This window comes from Salinivibrio sp. IB574 (genome assembly GCF_001996205.1).
Classification (GTDB): Bacteria; Pseudomonadota; Gammaproteobacteria; order Enterobacterales; family Vibrionaceae; genus Salinivibrio; species Salinivibrio proteolyticus.
On sequence record NZ_MUFN01000011.1, the window covers coordinates 88,320 to 106,846 of the forward strand.

An 18,527-nucleotide genomic window follows, 5' to 3' on the forward strand; every position below is an offset into this window, starting at 1 on the left:
GACCCATACGGCTCAAAAATGAGACAAAGTAGAAAGGAAAGCTTTATTCTCAAAGAGGCAGTGGTTTCGTGTTTATATCAAGTATATAGCGTAAATTACGTGCTACTAATTACTTCTTATTTTACATCGATGTCTCACGCGCTTTGACGATAAAGTCATCAATGTAATCATCCCGTTTTTCTTCTCGCATCCCAAGATGAATTGCCTTGTGAATACCTTGTTCGCCCATACGAAGAATATGGAGGTTGAGTCGCTGTTGGTATTCTTGTGCCAGCCATTTGGGCAAAGCCGCAATCCCTCGCCCTGCGGCAACCATTTGAAGCATGATATCTGTGGTTTCAATCGTTTTGTGTTTGCGTGGGGCACAGTGCGCCGGCGCCAAAAACTGGGTAAAGACATCTAAACGCGATTGATCGACTGGGTAGGTGATCAGGACGTCTTGCGTCACTTGATGGGGCTCAACGTAGTCAAACGCTGCCAAAGCGCTTTGGCGATGAGTAACCAGCACGAGTTCATAATCGAATACGGATACGTACTCTATACCTGGCTTGAGCAAAGGATCGGGCGTGACGAGTACATCAATCTCATGGCCAAACAATGCGCCCAAACCACCAAATTGGAACTTTTGTTTAACGTCAACATCCACATCCGGCCATTGATGCAAGAAAGGCTCAACCACCTTAAGCAACCACTGATAACAAGGGTGACACTCCATACCAATGCGCAGTGTGCCACGCTGGCCTTGTGCAAATTGTTTAAGTTGCTGTTCAGCGTGTTCGAATTGAGGAAGCATACGCTCAGACAGCGTAAGCAAGTACTCACCTGCTCGCGTAAAATGAAGCTGTCGCCCCGACTTTTGCCACAAGCGAATCCCGAGCTGGCTTTCCAGTTTTTTCATTGCGTGGCTGATCGCGGATTGAGTGAGGTATAGCCTCTCTGCGGCAGCGGTTAGCGACCCTTGCTCTTTGATGGCACGCAGAATATGAAGGTGATGACGTTCTAACATGTCTATTCCATGACTAAAATTCATTGATTGATGAAATAATGCCATTTTAGTTCATAACGAGAAAGCCCTATGCTGATTTCAATCGAAAAGGAGGACGTATAGATGGCTAAAACTCATAATCTCGGCTTTCCACGTATCGGCGCACAGCGCGAACTTAAATTTGCACTGGAGCGTTACTGGCGTGGCGAATCATCACAACAAGACTTAACCGATCTTGCGAAAGATCTGCGCCGCAATCACTGGCAACAACAAAGTGAACTCGACATCGCTCCCGTAGGCGACTTTTCATTTTACGATCATGTACTCGATACCAGCTTTTTAGTCGGCAATGTGCCTGAACGTGTTGCCTCGCACCAAGACAATGACCTTGATAACTACTTCCGCGTCGCTCGTGGTCGCTCAGCAAACGATAGTGCTTGCCAGTGCGTACACGCCGGTGAGATGACTAAGTGGTTTGACACTAACTATCACTACATCGTGCCAGAATTTACCGCGCAAACAACGTTTAGTCTTCATGCTGAAAATCTATTGACGCAAATAGAAGAAGCTAAACAAGCTGGTGTTCAGGCCAAACCGGTTCTAGTCGGTCCCGTCACGTATCTGTGGCTAGGTAAAGAAAAAGATGCCTCTAACAAGCTAGATCTGCTCGATAAGCTCTTACCCGTATATCAAACCTTACTGAACAAACTGGCAGAGAAAGGCATTGAGTGGGTCCAAATCGATGAGCCGATCTTGGTCACGGAGCTCACGCCTGAATGGCAGGCGGCGCTAAAAACCGCGTATCGTGCATTAAGCCAAACGAAGGTCAAGTTATTGCTGGCGAGCTACTTCGGCGAGCAAGCTGAAAATCGTCCATTGGCGCAATCGTTACCCGTTGACGGCTGGCACTTGGATGCTATTCGTGGCCGAGGGGATGTAGATGCGTACCGTGAAGCGCTTAGCGATCAACACGTTCTGTCTCTGGGTGTAATTAATGGTCGTAATGTTTGGAAAACTAACCTTGATGCCACGTTAGAATGGCTCGAACCGATTCATCAAGCCGTCAAACCGTTCAGTCAGCGCTGGACAATAATCGTGAGGCAATCGAAAGCCGCCAGCAATCACCACGCGTACACAACCCTAAGGTACAAGCCGCATTGGCAGCAATTACACCGCACTTAGGGACACGGCAGCGTCCGTTTGCCGAGCGTATTCGCCTGCAACACGTGCAGCTTAAACTGCCGCGCTTCCCGACCACCACCATAGGGTCATTCCCGCAAACCAGTGCCATTCGCCAAACACGCTTGCAATACAAGAAGGGCGACATTGATGCCGCCACTTATCAAGACATTATGCGCAAAGAGATCGCCCATGCGGTGGAAAAGCAAGAAGCGTTAGGGCTCGATGTCTTGGTTCACGGTGAAGCTGAGCGTAACGATATGGTGGAGTACTTTGGCGAACAGCTGGATGGGTATGTGTTCAGTCAGTTTGGCTGGGTACAATCGTATGGTTCTCGCTGTGTGAAGCCGCCGATTTTATTTGGTGATATTGAGCGCCCGAAAGCAATGACAGTGGAGTGGACCCAGTACGCTCAGTCTCTGACTGATAAGCCACTGAAAGGCATGCTCACTGGACCGGTCACCATTCTTAATTGGTCATTTGTGCGTGATGATCAGCCACGATCGCAAACCTGTAACCAGCTGGCGCTGGCGATCCGTCAAGAGGTGCAAGATCTTGAGAAAGCCGGCACCAAGATCATTCAAATAGATGAAGCGGCACTCCGTGAAGGCTTACCTTTGCGTCGCAGTGAGTGGCAACACTACCTCGATTGGGCCATTAACGCATTTAAAATTGCCGCCAATGGTGTGAGTGACAAGACGCAAATCCACACCCATATGTGTTATTCCGAGTTTAACGATATCATCGCATCCATCGCTGACATGGACGCCGACGTGATCACCATTGAAACCTCTCGCTCGGATATGGAACTGTTGGATGCATTTGATCACTTTGACTATCCCAATGATATTGGCCCAGGTGTGTATGACATCCACTCGCCAAACATTCCCAGTCAGGCACAAATCATTGCGTTAATGAAAAAGGCTGCCGCCCGTATTCCTGAAGAGAGATTGTGGGTGAACCCAGATTGCGGTCTAAAAACCCGCCAATGGAATGAGGTGATCCCGGCGTTAGAAAATATGGTTGCAGCGGCGAAAGCGCTTCGTCAGGAATAGCGCGTCAGCAGCGTACCGCTATCCGCATTGACTGAACCCTATAACGACAAAACGCGCCACGGATAACTCCGATGGCGCGTTTTTTATCGCAAAAGAAAAGGGAGCCTGAGCTCCCTTTTCTCCAGAATCTTAGCGACGGATGCCTAGACGCTTGATAACGTCCAAGTAACGGTCAACATTGTTCTTTTTCAGGTAGTCCAACAGCTTACGACGACGTGAAACCATGCGTAGCAGGCCACGACGGCTGTGGTGGTCACCTTTGTGCTCAGCGAAGTGCGATTGCAGATCGTTGATAGATGCAGTCAACAGGGCGATTTGAACTTCTGGTGAACCAGTGTCGTTCTCAGTTTTACCAAAATCAGCAACGATTTTAGCTTTTGCTTCTGCAGTCAGAGACATAATGCTCTCCTAATAAGAGTGTGTGATTATCATGCACTAGCCAATCTCTGATTCAGCCAGTGCCCGAAGGCGCGAATTCTACCCGTTTTAGCTGGGTATCGCAATGTTATTGCCGACTATCACGCCAGTTTCTTACCGTCGCCACCTTATCGATTGAAATACGGTAAGTTTATTCGCAGCACGCTCGCGCTGTTTCGCGCCAGCTGTACTTGGCAAGCGCGCGTTTTAGCTAAGCGTGCCGCTAACGTGCTCTAGGCGTTGTCACTGCGCGCGGTTTGCGGCTCAGGTTGACGGCTCGCGACCAAACGGCGCGGCGCAACCAGACCATCAGCATCAATTTCACCCACACCGATAAACTGACGCTCTTCGCCAGCCGTTAAACGCACATAGCCTTCAGTCGGAGCATTAGGCACTTGCACCGCTTGACCTTGTAGCGCATAACTTGCCACGACGGGCAGTAGGTTAATCTCGCGTAGATCTTGTACCGCCGTATCAAGTGACAATAGCAAAGGATCGAGCAGTTGTTTTGGCTGGATCTCTTGCTCACGCGCTTGGTTAAGCAGACTTTCAAGCTGCTCTAAGGTCACCATGTTACGCGCAGGATAGCCTGACACACCAATACGACGCAGCGCCGTGACATGTGCACCACAGCCAAGCATTTCACCTAAATCGTCAACGATGGTGCGGATGTAGGTGCCTTTTGAGCAATGCACTTCCATCTCGATTTCATGGCCTTCAAAGCGCAGCAGTTCAATCTGATAGACCTTAATGGTACGCGCTTCACGTGGTACTTCGATGCCTTGGCGCGCGTATTCATACAAAGGTTTCCCTTGGTATTTCAACGCCGAAAACATCGATGGGATCTGCTGGGTTTCCCCGCGGAATTTTGCAATACAACGCTCAAGCAAACCTAGGTTTACTTTGACGTCACGGGTTTCTACCACTTCACCATCTGCATCTGAGGTATTGGNTTTTCATCATCACTGCGACGTTCATCGTCATCGCGTACCGCCTTGCTGACCAAGTTCGAGATACGCATCCCTTCAGTCAGTGACTCGTCAAACACGAAGGTCAACTCAGGGGTCACACGCAAACGAATCGCTTTGCCAACCAATGAACGGATGTAGCCACTGGCTTCGTTCAGCGCCTTAAGGCTCTCGGTAGGGGCTTGTTCATCGACGGTTAAAAAGGTCACGAAGACTTTGGCATACGCCAGATCACRTGAAATTTGCACATCGGATACGGTGACCATTCCGATGCGAGGGTCTTTGATTTCGCGTTGTAGGATCAGTGCAATCTCTTTTTGCAGCTGATGCGCAACGCGATCAGTACGGCTAAAATCTTTACCCATAATCTTTTCTCTCAACAAAATGGGGGTAAGCGCATGCGCCTCCCCCCACGGTGTATCCAAACAACCTCGTTGTATTGTCGCGTTCAATTAGTCGATTGAACGTTGAATCTCAACGGTTTCATAGACTTCGATTTGGTCACCAACGCGAACATCATTGTAGTTCTTCACGCCAATACCACATTCGTAGCCTTTCTTCACTTCGTTCACATCATCTTTGAAGCGGCGGAGTGATTCCAACTCACCTTCGTAGATAACCACGTTTTCACGTAGGACACGAATTGGGTTGTTACGCTTAATCACACCTTCAGATACCTGACAACCGGCAATGGCGCCCAGTTTTGGTGATTTGAAGACATCACGCACTTCTGCCAAACCGATGATTTCTTGTTTGAATTCAGGCGCAAGCATACCGCTCATCGCTTGTTTCACTTCATCAATCATGGTGTAGATGACAGAGTAGTAACGCAGATCCAAGCTTTCCGCTTCAATGGTCTTACGCGCAGCGGCATCCGCACGCACGTTAAAGCCACAAATAATGGCGTTAGACGCGGCCGCAAGTACTGCGTCAGTTTCAGTGATACCACCAACACCAGAACCCACAACTTTCACTTTTACTTCGTCAGTTGAGAGCTTAACCAGTGCATCGTTGATCGCTTCCACTGAGCCTTGTACGTCAGCCTTAAGCACGATGTTCAGCTCAGCCACTTCACCTTCTTCCATGTTCGAGAACATGTTTTCCAGTTTGGCTTTTTGCTGACGCGCCAGCTTCACGTCACGGAACTTGCCTTGACGATAGAGCGCCACTTCACGCGCTTTCTTCTCGTCACGCACAACTGTGGCTTCATCACCCGCAGCAGGCACGCCAGATAGGCCTAAAATTTCCACAGGAATCGAAGGTCCTGCTTCTTCTACTTCTTGGCCATTTTCATCACGCATCGCACGTACACGGCCATATTCCAGACCACACAGAACAATATCGCCTTTTTTGAGCGTACCTTCTTGAACCAATACGGTAGCAACTGGACCACGACCTTTGTCGAGGCGAGATTCAACCACAACGCCACGCGCCATACCATCTTTAACCGCTTTCAGTTCAAGCACTTCTGATTGCAGCAAGATAGCTTCTAGTAGCGCATCGATGTTTTGGCCTTGTTTCGCAGACACGTGAACAAACATGTTCTCACCACCCCAGTCTTCTGGGATAACGTCATGCTGTGCCAGTTCGTTCTTCACGTTGTCAGGGTTCGCACCCTCTTTATCCATCTTGTTCACTGCCACGATAAGAGGCACACCGGCCGCTTTTGCGTGTTGGATCGCTTCGATGGTTTGTGGCATTACGCCGTCGTCAGCAGCAACGACCAAGACAACGATATCCGTTGCACCGGCACCACGTGCACGCATCGCGGTAAACGCGGCGTGTCCTGGGGTATCCAGGAAGGTGATCATGCCATTGTCGGTTTGTACGTGGTACGCACCAATGTGCTGGGTAATACCGCCCGCTTCGCCCGTGGCAACGTGTGCTTTACGGATGTAGTCAAGCAGTGAAGTTTTACCATGGTCAACGTGACCCATGATGGTAACGACTGGCGCACGTGGCGCAACGGGTGCATCGTTATCACGATCAGACAGTACCGCTTCTTCCAGCTCGTTTTCTTTACGCAAGATAACCTTGTGACCCATTTCCTCTGCAACAAGCTGTGCAGTCTCTTGGTCAATCACTTGGTTAATGGTCGCCATCGCGCCCATTTTCATCATGGTTTTAACGACTTCAGCGCCTTTGACTGCCATTTTGTTGGCCAACTCGGCAACGGTGATGGTTTCACCGATTTCAACTTCACGGTTTACTTTTTGCGCTGGCTTTTTAAAGCCGTGTTGCATCGAGGTTGGCTTAGCCATGCGGCCTTTGCCTTTCCCGCCTTTGCCACGACGGCCACGAGGTGATTTATCCTCAGCTTGAGTCGCTTTTTTCTTTTTCTTACGACGCGGTGCAGCACTTTCTTCGCGACGATCCGCTTCGTCTTCCGCTTCGCGGGCATACTGAGAGGTAACTGTATGGTGATCAGCTGCCTCCATGGTGGTTAGCGCTTGATCTTGTTCAGACCAGCGTTCTTGGTTTGCTTCTGCCATTTTGCGTGCCTCTTCTAACTGCCGCTGACTTTCTTCTTCAGCTTTACGCTTGGCTTCCTCTTCCTGGCGACGCTTAAGTTCATCAGCTTCTTTCTTCGCTTGCGCATCGGCAGCACGAGCTGCAGCAGTCTCCGCTGCGTCCTCTTCGGACTGCTCGTTTTGTGGTTGCGCTTGCGGTTTGGCTTCACGCTTAGCTTTCTCTTCGGCTTCGCGTTTGGCTTTCTCTTCAGCTTCGCGTTTGGCTTTTTCTTCAGCTTCACGCTTGGCTTTCGCTTCTGCTTCACGCTTCGCTTGCTCTTCAGCTTCTTGGCGCGCTTTCTCTTCGGCTTCACGTTTGGCACGTTCTTCCGCTTCTTGCGCAACCTTTTGCTCTTCAAGCTCGCTACGTTTCACATAGGTGCGTTTCTTACGCACCTCAACTTGGACATCTTTGTTCTTTCCGCCAGCTCCTGAGACGCTCAGCGTGCTGCGTTTTTTGCGCTGTAGCGTCAGACGCGTCGGAGCATTGCCGTTGTCGCCGTGCTCACGTTTGAGATGCGCCAACAAGGCTTGTTTTTCATCTTGGCTTACCTGATCGTCAGCTGACTTTTGCATACCAGCTTCTTTAAACTGCTTCAGCAGACGATCGACTGGCGTATCAATTTCCTTCGCCAGTGTATGTACTGTAACCTCTGACATTCTGCTCCTCCTTTGCCGTCTTTACGCTTCGTCGCTGAACCAGCAAATATTACGTGCTGCCATAATGAGCTCGCCCGCACTTACTTCGTCCAATCCTTCAATGTCCAACAGATCATCGGTGCCTTGGTCGGCAAGATCTTCCAGCGTTTTCACGCCTTTCGCCGCCAATTTAAAGGCCATTTCGCGAGAAAGACCTTCCAGCGCCAACAGATCGTCAGCAGGCTCAGCGCCTTCCAGCGACTCTTCTTGTGCCAGTGCGATGGTGGTCAACGCTTCTTTGGCACGTGAGCGCAAAATGTCGACAGTGTCTTCATCTAGGCCATCAATTTCGAGCATTTCACTCGTTGGAACGTAGGCCACTTCTTCTAGAGTGGTGAAACCTTCGTCAACCAAGGTCGCGGCAAAGTCTTCATCGATGTCGAGGTGTTTAACAAACAGCTCCAATGAGGCTTGTGCTTCTTCTTGGTGTTTTTTCTGAAGGTCTTCAACCGTCATGACGTTCAGTTCCCAACCCGTCAGTTGTGAGGCTAAACGTACGTTTTGACCATTGCGGCCGATCGCCTGTGCTAGGTTATCTGCCTCAACAGCAATATCCATGGTGTGGGTGTCTTCATCGACGATGATAGAGGCCACATCGGCTGGTGCCATTGCATTGATCACAAATTGCGCTGGGTTATCGTCCCAAAGCACGATATCAATACGCTCACCGCCTAACTCACCTGAAACGGCTTGGACGCGCGCACCACGCATACCGACACAAGCGCCGACAGGGTCAATGCGTTTGTCGTTGGTCTTCACGGCAATCTTTGCACGTGAGCCTGGATCGCGTGCCGCACCCATCAGCTCAATCATTTCTTCGCCAATTTCCGGCACTTCAATGCGGAACAGCTCGATCAGCATCTCTGGCTTTGAGCGTGTCATGAAGAGCTGGAAACCACGCGCTTCTGGGCGCACAGCATACAGCAAACCACGGACGCGGTCGCCTGGACGGAAGTTTTCACGCGGTAGTTGATCGTCACGCTGAATCACAGCTTCTGCGTTATTACCCAGATCCACGATGATCACATCACGGTTCACTTTTTTCACTACACCGGTAACCAGTTCACCTTCGTTATCCATGAACTGCTCAACCACTTGTGCACGCTCAGCTTCACGTACTTTTTGTACAATCACCTGCTTCGCGGTTTGGGTGGTAATACGGTCAAAAGTGACAGACTCGATTTCGTCTTCGATGTAACCACCAAGTTCAATCGTTTCGTCTTCGTATTGCGCCGCTTCCAATGTAATTTCACGGGTTGGCAATGTGACTTCGTCAACCACGAGCCAACGACGGAAGGTATCGAATTCACCGGTTTTGCGATCAATGGCGATACGTACATCAATGTCGGCTTCGTACTTCTTTTTGGTTGCCGTTGCCAGTGCGGTTTCCAGTGCCTCAAAAATACGCTCACGCGGAACGGCTTTTTCGTTTGAGACCGCTTCGACAACAGCCAAGATTTCTTTATTCATCTACTAATGCCTCATTTACTTTTAAAATGAAGGAACCAGGTTTGCTTTGGCGATATTACTCAAGGCAAACGCCTCATCTTGGCCGTCAACGCGAACCGTGATGGTGTCGCCATCGACAGAAAGGATTTCTCCTTTCCACTTACGGCGGTTTTGCATAGCCATTTTCAGCACGATGTTCACTTCATGCCCGATGAATTGCTGATAATGATCAGCGGTGAACAGTGGGCGATCCACGCCTGGCGATGACACTTCCAGGTTGTACGCCACTGTGATTGGGTCTTCCACATCCAACACTGCGCTAACCTGACGGCTTACATCGGCGCAATCGTCGACAGTAATGCCATTTTCATGGTCAATAAAAATACGCAATGTTGAGTGTTGGCCAGCCCGAACGAACTCTAGTCCAACTAACTCATAGTCCAACGCCTCAACCGGCGCGGTCAAAAGTTCAGTCAGTTGTTTCTCTAATCCTGTCATTCCAAACCCCAGAAATAAAAAAAGGGCTTAAAAGCCCAGTTACTATCCGAATGGTCGTTTTCAGATAACAAAAAACCCCGATAATCGGGGTTTAATGTAACTGGACCCTGATGCTATACCAGTGACGCATGTCGTTGGTATAGCCGTTATCGCTGGTCTCGGAAATATTTCAGCAATAACGAGAGAGTAACTCTCCGTGCCGATAAAAATGGTTTTTATTGGCACTGCCCCGAGGGCAAAACGGCCAGCCGTTGGCTAGCCGAGTTAGCGTAACTTTGTAAAAGAACGCTAACGCGTCTTTCAGTTTAGCAGTTGAGTAGACTACTAACTAAATGTGGTTGCGGGAGCCGGATTTGAACCGACGACCTTCGGGTTATGAGCCCGACGAGCTACCAGACTGCTCCATCCCGCGTCCGAGTGGCGATGATTATATCGCCTTTTCTTTCAAAGGTGCAAGTGATTGCACTTTGAGAACCTTGGTGCCGAGAGCGGGACTTGAACCCGCACGCCCATACAGGCACTACCCCCTCAAGATAGCGTGTCTACCAATTCCACCACCTCGGCAAATTTTTTACTGAGGGATCTCGCTGTTATCAACAGGGATTTCATTCTCAGTTTGTGTCGCTTGCTGTTCTACAGCAGGCTGACTTAAATCTTCAAAACCGCTTTGCGCTTTTGGCTTATGGGCTGTCATGTTACCTAGCACCAAGCTCAGGGCAAAAAATGCAATCGCAAAACCGGTTGTCATTCGGGTTAAAAAGTTTCCTGAGCCGCCAGAGCCAAATACTGTGTTTGATGCTCCAGCCCCGAACGAGGCTCCCATATCTGCGCCTTTACCTTGCTGAACCAGAACCAGGCCAATTACACCGATTGCGGCCAACAGATAAATCACAAGTAGAATTTCGTACATGGTTCCACCTATGCTCCAGGTTGTTGAGCCGGCAGTGTTACTTCTCAGCCAGCGCAGCCCCCTTTGTTGGGAGCGGGTGAATACTAGCGAAAGCCTGATGCCGAAACAAGAGAAAAATGCAAAAAACCCTGATTTCGGCACTGTTTGCGCATTCTATAACCACCCGCTGATGAATTATTAACAGTTTGCTTTGACTGCCTCTGCAATTTCAAGCGCATAAGCCTTTACGGTTTCCGCATCAGGCCCTTCAACCATGACACGGATAAGTGGCTCAGTACCTGATTTGCGCAGCAATACACGCCCTTTTTCACCCAGCTTTTCTTCCACGTTGGCTTTCGCGGCGAGCACGGCTTCGCTTTGTAGTGGGTCAACATCACCTTTAAAACGAACATTTTCCAGCACTTGCGGCAGAAGCGTCATACCGTCGGTCAGTGTTTTCAGATCCATGCCGGTCGCTGCAACACTGGCTAGCACTTGTAATGCAGCCACAATGCCGTCTCCGGTAGTCACTTTATCCAGCACAATCACATGGCCGGAATTCTCTGCCCCGATACGCCAACCTTTCTCTTGCAGCATTTCCATCACATAGCGATCACCGACTTTGGCGCGCGCAAAAGGAATACCCAGTGATTTAAGCGCCAGTTCCATGCCCATGTTGGTCATCAGGGTCCCAACGACACCACCTTTAAGTTCACCGCGACGCAGGCTCTCACGTGCAATGATATAGGCGATTTGATCACCATCGACCTTGTTACCAAGATGATCCACCATGATCACACGATCGCCATCCCCGTCAAACGCAACGCCAAGATCCGCTTTTTCTTCCAGAACACGCTGCTGCAACGCACGCACGTCTGTCGCACCAACTTTGTCGTTAATGTTGGTGCCGTTGGGAGCACAACCAATCGTCGTTACCTCTGCCCCCAGTTCTCGGAAGACTGAAGGAGCAATATGGTAGGTTGCACCATGCGCGCAATCGAGCACAATCTTGAGGCCGCTCAAGCTTAGAGCACTGGGGAAGGTACCTTTACAGAACTCGATGTAGCGCCCCGCGGCATCATTAATGCGGCTCGCTTTACCCAGCTCGGCGGACTCCACACAGGTCAACGGCTTTTCAAGCTCGGCTTCGATAGCCAGCTCAACCGCATCGGGTAGCTTGGTGCCTTCCGATGAGAAAAACTTAATTCCATTATCGTAATGCGGATTATGAGAAGCAGAGATCACAATACCCGCTTCAGCGCGGAAGGTTTGAGTCAGATATGCGATCGCAGGGGTGGGCATCGGACCGGTAAATGCGGCCTCAAGACCTGCGGCAGATAAACCTGACTCGAGGGCCGATTCGAGCATATAGCCTGAAATCCGGGTATCTTTACCAATCAGTACCTTACGAGTACCTTGTTGCGACAAGACACGCCCTGCTGCCCAACCAAGCTTGAGCATAAACTCAGGAGTAATCGGGAATTCACCTACCTTGCCACGTACCCCATCGGTACCGAAATATTTACGTTCTGCCATTATTTTTATTCTCCTAGTGCGCCTGCACGCTTTGTCATGGCGACCACACGCAGCGCGTCCGCCGTTTCTTTCACATCATGAACGCGAATAATTTGCGCACCTTTCTGCGCTGCCAAGGTCGCGCATGCAATGCTACCACCTAAAATGTCGTGTGGTGTCTTATCGACCAGCTTATAGATCATTGATTTACGCGACATGCCCGCTAACACCGGCAAGCCAAAATCATGGAAGCTGTCTAACTCGGCAAGCAATTGATAATTGTGGGCCAAGCTTTTACCAAACCCATAGCCAGGGTCAAGGATAATCTGCTGTCTTGAAATGCCGGCAGCTTCACATGCTTGGATTCGCTCGGTTAAAAACGCTTTTACGTCACGGGTAACATTGTCATACGCTGGCGCAGCTTGCATGGTACGCGGCTGCCCTTGCATGTGCATAATACACACAGGCACTTGTCGTTCAGCTGCCACCTCGAGTGCGCCTGGCTCTTGCAAGGCACGTACATCATTAATCAAGTCCGCCCCCGCATCTATCGCAGCACGCATCACAGCCGCTTTGCTGGTATCAATAGAAATCCAACAGTCCGATTGGGCGCGAATGGCTTTTATGACAGGAACAACCCGATCGATTTCTTCTTGTTCTGCCACGTCAGCAGCGCCGGGACGGGTCGATTCACCACCGATATCGAGGATCGTGGCGCCATCAGCAAGCATTTGCATGGCATGTTCAATCGCTTTGTTCGATTGCTGATATTGCCCCCCATCAGAGAAAGAGTCTGGGGTGACATTAAGAATGCCCATCACAACAGGGCTATCCAGGGAGAGTCGTTTATTTTTGTGTGTTATTTCCATGAGATGTCCCAACAAGGATCAAAAAAACCCCGATAAGATCGGGGTTTTATATCGCGTGGGCTTAGGCTTCAGATTGGTTTTCTGAGTCTAGCGGTTTTTGCTTTTTATCATCAGACGCTTCAGAGGAAGCCTCTGGTTTTTTCGGTGTGTCATCCGATGATGAGCCACCACTGCCACCTTCCCAACCAGCTGGCTCGCGAACATCGCGACGTGCCATCAGATCATCAATTTGGGCAGCATCAATGGTCTCGTACTTCATCAGTGCATCTTTCATCGCGTGCATGATATCCATGTTTTCTTCTAGGATCTCTTTTGCACGGTGATAGTTACGGTCGATGATGTCACGGATCTCGCTATCAATCAGGCGCGCAGTGTCATCAGAGACATGCTTGGTCTGCGTCACAGAGCGACCAAGGAAGACTTCACCTTCATCTTCAGCATAAAGCAGCGGGCCTAGCTTCTCGGAGAAACCCCATTGCGTCACCATCTTACGGGCGATATCGGTCGCGCGCTCAATATCGTTTGATGCCCCGGTCGACACTTTGTCTTTGCCATAAATCAGCTCTTCGGCCAAGCGACCACCATAAAGGCTCGAAATCATCGACTCGAGGTGCTGACGAGACATGCTGACTCTGTCTTGCTCTGGTAAATACATGGTGACACCTAGTGCACGGCCACGCGGGATAATCGACACTTTGTACACAGGATCGTGCTCAGGCACTAAACGACCGACAATCGCGTGTCCTGCTTCGTGGTACGCAGTCGACTCTTTGGTTTCTTCCGACATCACCATTGAGCGGCGCTCAGCACCCATCATGATTTTGTCTTTGGCAAGCTCAAACTCGACCATCGACACCACGCGCTTGTTACCACGCGCGGAGAACAACGCAGCTTCGTTCACCAAGTTGGCAAGATCGGCTCCCGAGAACCCGGGTGTACCACGCGCAATCAAAGACGCATCGACGTCGTTACCCAACGGCACTTTGCGCATGTGTACTTTCAAAATATGTTCACGGCCGCGGACATCTGGCAGGCTGACCACCACTTGTCGGTCAAAACGGCCAGGACGCAATAACGCGGGGTCCAGAACGTCTGGGCGGTTAGTCGCGGCAATCACAATCACACCTTCGTTGCCCTCAAAACCATCCATTTCAACCAGCATTTGGTTCAAGGTTTGCTCACGTTCATCGTGTCCGCCCCCAAGGCCGGCACCACGTTGGCGGCCCACCGCATCAATCTCATCGATAAAGATGATACACGGCGACGCTTTCTTGGCTTGTTCGAACATGTCACGTACGCGTGAGGCACCCACACCCACGAACATTTCTACAAAGTCAGACCCCGAGATGGTAAAGAAAGGCACTTTCGCTTCACCGGCAATCGCTTTTGCCAGCAAAGTTTTACCGGTACCCGGAGGACCAACCATGAGTACGCCGGTTGGGATCTTACCCCCTAACTTCTGGAAGCGGCTAGGGTCGCGCAAGTAATCCACCAGCTCTTTGACGTCTTCTTTGGCTTCGTCACAACCAGCCACGTCATTAAAGGTGGTTTTGACTTGCTCTTCGCTCATCATCTTGGCTTTGGATTTACCAAATGACATGGCGCCTTTACCGCCGCCACCTTGCATTTGGCGCATGAAGAAAATCCATACCCCAATCAGCAGCAACATGGGGAACCATGAGATGAAGATCGAGGCCAGCATGCTTGGCTCTTCAGGTGGCGTGCCTTTTACGCGCACGTTTTTGTTGAGCAAGTCATCCAGCAACTTAGGATCGTTATACACAGGCATGAAAGTGACATAGCGTGAGCCGTCACGTCGGGTAATGGTCAGCTCACGATCGTCAAAAGTTACTTCCTGTATTTGATCGTTGCCGATTTCACGTACGAAGGTGGTGTAGTCGACTTGACGACCGGCGCTGTCGCCTGGTCCAAAGCTTTGGAACACAGACATCAAGACAACGGCGATAACCAGCCACAAAATCAAGTTTTTTGCCATGTCACTCAAGGTGTTAGCCTCGCATAACTGAGATAGATAAATGTAAGGGTACTACAGTTTATAACCTGTAGCCACAATGTAGACCTCACGTGAGCGCGCACGTGACGAGTCAGGTTTCCGAATTTTGACCGCTTTAAACATTTTACGCACTTCGGCCAAATACTGATCAAAGCCTTCGCCTTGAAATACTTTCACAATAAAGGCGCCATCAGGCCCCAATACTTCACGACACATTTCGAGCGCAAGCTCGACCAGGTACATCGCACGAGGTTGATCGGCCGCCTGATTACCACTCATGTTCGGTGCCATATCAGACATCACCACATCAACCATGTCCGGTTGGATACGATCTAACAGTGCATCAAGGACGGATTGTTCGCGAAAGTCCCCTTGTAAGAAGCTGACACCGGGCAGCGAGTCCATCGGTAGAATGTCACACGCAATGACTTGGCCCTCGTCGCCGACTTGCGTCGCCGCGTATTGCGACCATCCGCCCGGCGCGGCCCCCAAATCAACCACTGTCATGCCCGGTTTTAGAATACGGTCTTTTTGCTGAATTTCTTCAAGTTTAAAGATAGCGCGTGAGCGATACCCTTTTTTTTGTGCTTCGTTGACGTATTTATCGTCAAAATGTTCTTTTAGCCAGCGTCCGGAGCTAGCAGAGTGCTTTTTTTTACTCATGGTTTTCCTAAAAGTGGCTCTCGCTTTGGGTCGCATTCAGCGGGAATTCAACGCGTTGTTCCTGCTTTCTCACCTTTCTGGCCATGTCGGCAATCGCGCTCAACCGCCAGCAACACGATGAGCACCATTTATACTGTTTCAGTTTGTGGTGAGATGGCGTTAGAATGGCATGTTTTCAACCCCTAGCAAATAGAAATCGAGCCAACATGAAACTCAGCACCAAACAAAAACAGTATCTCAAAGGACTGGCTCATCAGCTCAAGCCCGTTGTATTGATGGGCGCAAATGGCTTAACCGAAGCCGTGGTCGCTGAAATTGAGCTTGCTCTTGACCACCATGAGCTGATTAAGGTGAAAGTGGCCTCTGAAGACCGCGAGACCAAGAACCTGATTGTTGACGCCATTATTCGTGAAACTGGCGCAGAAAAAGTACAGGTTATCGGTAAAACCTTGGTGATCTATCGCCAAAGCGAAGAGCGTAAAATCGAGCTGCCGCGCAAATAACTGAATGGTTCGCGGTAACTTGCCGCATACCTTAACAAAAAGGCCGCATTGCGGCCTTTTTACTGTGTCAAAGTCAGAGAATGTTTACACTCTGTAACACTTTCTCTTAAAGATACTCGACTTTATCGATTTCGAATTCTTTTAACCCACCCGGTGTAGTGATGCTGACTTCGTCACCTTCATCTTTACCAATCAAACCACGGGCAATGGGGGAATTCACTGAGATCAAGTTCGCTTTGATATCCGCCTCATCGTCACCAACGATGCGATACGTCACTTCCTCATCCGTGTTCACGTCAATCAGTGTCACGGTCGCCCCAAAAATCACTTTGCCGTTTTGTGGCATCTTGGTGACATCAATCACTTGTGCCACCGAGAGTTTATATTCGATGTCACGGATTTGCGCTTCGCAGATGCCTTGCTCCTCGCGAGCGGCATGGTACTCTGCGTTTTCTTTTAGATCGCCCAGTTCACGCGCCTCAGCAATAGCGTTGGAGATCTCAGGGCGACGCTTGATCAACTTATCCAGCTCTTCACGCAGCAGTTTCTCACCGCGTACGGTCATTGGCACTTTATCCATAAATGACATTACCTCTTTCAATCCGCAGCAAAGGGATTTTGGCAAAACAAAGCCACGCCCAAACCAAAGATTCGGGCGCGGCGTAATTCAACTCTTTCATCAGATTGTAAACAAGAATCCGCGCAAAATCACCTTTGATCCAAGCAAAGCGTGAGGCCTATACGGCACGCACCGGTACAAAAGCACGTACAGCCGCAGCCGGCGTGCGTTTGACGCTTGTCTTCAATGCTATACAAGGTAGGATGAGCAAAGACAGAACTGACCGAGCACGCATTCATGACAGGTTTTATTCGACAAACGATTGTACTGGTTGGCGTTTTATTGATCAGCGCCCTTTCGCCCGCCCTTTCGCAATCACTGCGCGTTGAACAGCTCACTCCAGTCCTCCCCCAAGGGAGCCAACTAGCATTGTGGGTGAGTGATGTCAAAACCAATCATCCTCAAGTTGCCTTGCAAGCGGATGCATTACTGCCGCCAGCCAGCACGCAAAAGCTGGTAACCGGTCTCGCCGCTCGCTTATATCTGCCAGAGACCTTTCGTTTTTCTACTCGCTTAGTCCAAGCTGGTGATGATATTGCGCTGGTGTTTAGCGGTGATCCGCTGCTCACACGCAAAGACTTGCGCCAACTACTTCGCCAGCTGCCCGCACGAGGGCTCACCACGATTAATAACGTCTTTTTAGATGGTCATATCTTTAGCGGTAAATCACGCGCCGTTGGCTGGCCGTGGGATATTCTCGCTGTATGTTATAGCGCTCCCTCGACGTCCATTGCGCTCAATCACAATTGTGTGCAAGGCGCGATATACAGCACACCAGACGCCGAGCATACCCGTGTCCATGTACCTAGCCATCAACCGATCACAGTCATCACCGAGGCACGCGCGGTCAGTGAAGAGCAAAAAGACGCGGCACACTGTGACTTAGACCTTACCGCAACTCCCCGCAATCATTATCGTTTTTCTGGCTGTTTGGCGCATCGAGAGCGACCGCTGCCGCTCAATTTTGCCGTGCAAAATCCGCCCGCTTATGTGAAAGCGATAATTGCCGATGAATTAGCCCGGCTCGGCGTCAAAGTAACAGGCAATATTGTACAGGCGCGCACTCCAAACCAAGTCCGAGAGCTGGCGCGTCACGACTCCGTCAACTTGGAAGCCTTGCTAACCCGCATGATAAAAGACTCGGATAACTTAATTGCGGACAATCTGCTGAAAACAGTCGGCCAGCGGTATTTTCAGCAACCAGGGTCGTACCGAAATGGTGTGGCGGCGGTGAAGGCGATCCTCGCCGAGAAAGGGCTGGATCTTACCCATGCCATCATGGTTGATGGCTCAGGGCTATCGCGGAATAATCGTTTAAGTGCACGCCAGCTTTCTGAGGTAGTGCACTATATTCTCACCCATCCAGAATTAGGCCTCAAAGCGATGCTGCCCATCGCCGGGATTGATGGCACCTTAAAATACCGCCAGAGTGTGCGTCGCGCGCCCATCAAAGGGCGGTTATTTGCGAAAAGCGGTTCACTTTACGGCAGTCATAATTTGGCAGGGTTTATTGAAACTGACGACAATCAGCAACAAATTGTGGTACAGCTGGTTAGCCACTACCACCCTGATGACGAGGCCTTGCCAGATAACGTGCCAGCCCCCATCACTCAGTTCGAGCGAGAGCTTTATCAGGCGCTAATTCATCGTCGTCTGCTGCCTTAAACGCGCCTTTAGCAAAAAAACGCCCACCGG

15 protein-coding genes, 2 tRNA genes and 2 pseudogenes are annotated in these 18,527 nt (G+C 50.2%); 4 read left to right on the forward strand and 15 right to left on the reverse strand.

What is annotated here, in order from left to right:
- Positions 1-121: 121 nt before the first annotated feature.
- Positions 122-1,006 carry a LysR family transcriptional regulator gene (locus BZJ17_RS07025; RefSeq protein WP_077640233.1) on the reverse strand — a complete coding sequence of 295 codons (885 nt, stop codon included), beginning with the start codon at positions 1,004-1,006 and terminating at the stop codon, positions 122-124.
- A 102-nt stretch (positions 1,007-1,108) separates the two neighbouring features.
- Between BZJ17_RS07025 and metE the strand changes: the two are divergent.
- Positions 1,109-3,219: pseudogene (gene metE / locus BZJ17_RS07030) on the forward strand (5-methyltetrahydropteroyltriglutamate--homocysteine S-methyltransferase).
- Positions 3,220-3,348: 129 nt separating this feature from the next.
- Here metE and rpsO read toward each other — a convergent pair.
- The 9 genes and pseudogenes from rpsO to secG all read right to left on the reverse strand — a co-directional run bounded on the left by rpsO (position 3,349) and on the right by secG (position 10,670).
- On the reverse strand, positions 3,349-3,618 hold the full coding sequence (rpsO, locus tag BZJ17_RS07035) for a 30S ribosomal protein S15 (RefSeq protein ID WP_069589916.1): 270 nt from the start codon (positions 3,616-3,618) through the stop codon (positions 3,349-3,351).
- 251 nt (positions 3,619-3,869) lie between these two features.
- Positions 3,870-4,586, reverse strand: a pseudogene (truB, locus tag BZJ17_RS07040) (tRNA pseudouridine(55) synthase TruB); the annotation flags it as partial.
- A complete protein-coding gene (gene rbfA, locus BZJ17_RS07045) occupies positions 4,556-4,969 on the reverse strand; it encodes a 30S ribosome-binding factor RbfA (protein ID WP_077640234.1) in 414 nt (137 codons plus the stop codon). The pseudogene truB and the gene rbfA, both read right to left, overlap by 31 nt.
- 87 nt (positions 4,970-5,056) lie before the next feature.
- Positions 5,057-7,774: a translation initiation factor IF-2 gene (gene infB / locus BZJ17_RS07050; protein WP_069589912.1), complete on the reverse strand. Its 2,718-nt coding sequence runs from the start codon at positions 7,772-7,774 to the stop codon at positions 5,057-5,059.
- Between the two features lie 21 nt (positions 7,775-7,795).
- Positions 7,796-9,283, reverse strand: a complete 1,488-nt coding sequence (gene nusA, locus BZJ17_RS07055) for a transcription termination factor NusA (protein WP_069589911.1) — start codon at positions 9,281-9,283, stop codon at positions 7,796-7,798.
- A 21-nt stretch (positions 9,284-9,304) separates the two neighbouring features.
- Positions 9,305-9,760: a ribosome maturation factor RimP gene (rimP, locus tag BZJ17_RS07060; RefSeq protein WP_069589909.1), complete on the reverse strand. Its 456-nt coding sequence runs from the start codon at positions 9,758-9,760 to the stop codon at positions 9,305-9,307.
- A 335-nt stretch (positions 9,761-10,095) separates the two neighbouring features.
- Positions 10,096-10,172: transfer RNA gene (locus BZJ17_RS07065), tRNA-Met, on the reverse strand.
- 65 nt (positions 10,173-10,237) lie between these two features.
- Positions 10,238-10,324, reverse strand: a tRNA-Leu gene (locus BZJ17_RS07070).
- 7 nt (positions 10,325-10,331) lie between these two features.
- Positions 10,332-10,670: a preprotein translocase subunit SecG gene (gene secG, locus BZJ17_RS07075; protein ID WP_069589908.1), complete on the reverse strand. Its 339-nt coding sequence runs from the start codon at positions 10,668-10,670 to the stop codon at positions 10,332-10,334.
- A gap of 10 nt (positions 10,671-10,680) precedes the next feature.
- On the opposite strand from secG, the gene BZJ17_RS17195 reads away from it, so the two are divergent.
- Complete coding sequence (locus tag BZJ17_RS17195; protein WP_157893172.1) at positions 10,681-10,851, forward strand: hypothetical protein; 171 nt, start codon at positions 10,681-10,683, stop codon at positions 10,849-10,851.
- On the opposite strand, the gene glmM is transcribed toward BZJ17_RS17195, so the two are convergent.
- The 4 genes from glmM to rlmE all read right to left on the reverse strand — a co-directional run bounded on the left by glmM (position 10,848) and on the right by rlmE (position 15,710).
- Complete coding sequence (glmM, locus tag BZJ17_RS07080) at positions 10,848-12,185, reverse strand: phosphoglucosamine mutase (protein ID WP_077456275.1); 1,338 nt, start codon at positions 12,183-12,185, stop codon at positions 10,848-10,850. The genes BZJ17_RS17195 and glmM overlap by 4 nt on opposite strands.
- Positions 12,186-12,190: 5 nt before the next feature.
- Positions 12,191-13,033, reverse strand: coding sequence for a dihydropteroate synthase (gene folP / locus BZJ17_RS07085; RefSeq protein WP_069589905.1), 843 nt, complete (start codon positions 13,031-13,033; stop codon positions 12,191-12,193).
- Positions 13,034-13,094: 61 nt separating this feature from the next.
- Positions 13,095-15,029, reverse strand: coding sequence for an ATP-dependent zinc metalloprotease FtsH (gene ftsH / locus BZJ17_RS07090; RefSeq protein WP_069589903.1), 1,935 nt, complete (start codon positions 15,027-15,029; stop codon positions 13,095-13,097).
- Between the two features lie 51 nt (positions 15,030-15,080).
- Positions 15,081-15,710, reverse strand: coding sequence for a 23S rRNA (uridine(2552)-2'-O)-methyltransferase RlmE (rlmE, locus tag BZJ17_RS07095; RefSeq protein ID WP_069589901.1), 630 nt, complete (start codon positions 15,708-15,710; stop codon positions 15,081-15,083).
- Positions 15,711-15,916: 206 nt separating this feature from the next.
- On the opposite strand from rlmE, the gene yhbY reads away from it, so the two are divergent.
- Positions 15,917-16,213 carry a ribosome assembly RNA-binding protein YhbY gene (gene yhbY, locus BZJ17_RS07100; protein WP_069589899.1) on the forward strand — a complete coding sequence of 99 codons (297 nt, stop codon included), beginning with the start codon at positions 15,917-15,919 and terminating at the stop codon, positions 16,211-16,213.
- 106 nt (positions 16,214-16,319) lie between these two features.
- On the opposite strand, the gene greA is transcribed toward yhbY, so the two are convergent.
- On the reverse strand, positions 16,320-16,793 hold the full coding sequence (greA, locus tag BZJ17_RS07105) for a transcription elongation factor GreA (RefSeq protein WP_069589897.1): 474 nt from the start codon (positions 16,791-16,793) through the stop codon (positions 16,320-16,322).
- A gap of 276 nt (positions 16,794-17,069) precedes the next feature.
- On the opposite strand from greA, the gene dacB reads away from it, so the two are divergent.
- Positions 17,070-18,497, forward strand: coding sequence for a D-alanyl-D-alanine carboxypeptidase/D-alanyl-D-alanine-endopeptidase (gene dacB, locus BZJ17_RS07110; protein ID WP_241836772.1), 1,428 nt, complete (start codon positions 17,070-17,072; stop codon positions 18,495-18,497).
- Positions 18,498-18,527 lie beyond the last annotated feature (30 nt).

Excerpts from the sequence above, each read along its gene's own strand:
- BZJ17_RS07025 (WP_077640233.1), bottom strand. The coding sequence starts at position 1,006 with ATGTTAGAACGTCATCACCTTCATATTCTGCGTGCCATCAAAGAGCAA.
- rpsO (WP_069589916.1), bottom strand. The coding sequence starts at position 3,618 with ATGTCTCTGACTGCAGAAGCAAAAGCTAAAATCGTTGCTGATTTTGGT.
- infB (WP_069589912.1), bottom strand. The coding sequence starts at position 7,774 with ATGTCAGAGGTTACAGTACATACACTGGCGAAGGAAATTGATACGCCA.
- nusA (WP_069589911.1), bottom strand. The coding sequence starts at position 9,283 with ATGAATAAAGAAATCTTGGCTGTTGTCGAAGCGGTCTCAAACGAAAAA.
- rimP (WP_069589909.1), bottom strand. The coding sequence starts at position 9,760 with ATGACAGGATTAGAGAAACAACTGACTGAACTTTTGACCGCGCCGGTT.
- secG (WP_069589908.1), bottom strand. The coding sequence starts at position 10,670 with ATGTACGAAATTCTACTTGTGATTTATCTGTTGGCCGCAATCGGTGTA.
- BZJ17_RS17195 (WP_157893172.1), top strand. The coding sequence starts at position 10,681 with ATGCTCCAGGTTGTTGAGCCGGCAGTGTTACTTCTCAGCCAGCGCAGC.
- glmM (WP_077456275.1), bottom strand. The coding sequence starts at position 12,185 with ATGGCAGAACGTAAATATTTCGGTACCGATGGGGTACGTGGCAAGGTA.
- folP (WP_069589905.1), bottom strand. The coding sequence starts at position 13,033 with ATGGAAATAACACACAAAAATAAACGACTCTCCCTGGATAGCCCTGTT.
- ftsH (WP_069589903.1), bottom strand. The coding sequence starts at position 15,029 with ATGGCAAAAAACTTGATTTTGTGGCTGGTTATCGCCGTTGTCTTGATG.
- rlmE (WP_069589901.1), bottom strand. The coding sequence starts at position 15,710 with ATGAGTAAAAAAAAGCACTCTGCTAGCTCCGGACGCTGGCTAAAAGAA.
- yhbY (WP_069589899.1), top strand. The coding sequence starts at position 15,917 with ATGAAACTCAGCACCAAACAAAAACAGTATCTCAAAGGACTGGCTCAT.
- greA (WP_069589897.1), bottom strand. The coding sequence starts at position 16,793 with ATGGATAAAGTGCCAATGACCGTACGCGGTGAGAAACTGCTGCGTGAA.
- dacB (WP_241836772.1), top strand. The coding sequence starts at position 17,070 with ATGACAGGTTTTATTCGACAAACGATTGTACTGGTTGGCGTTTTATTG.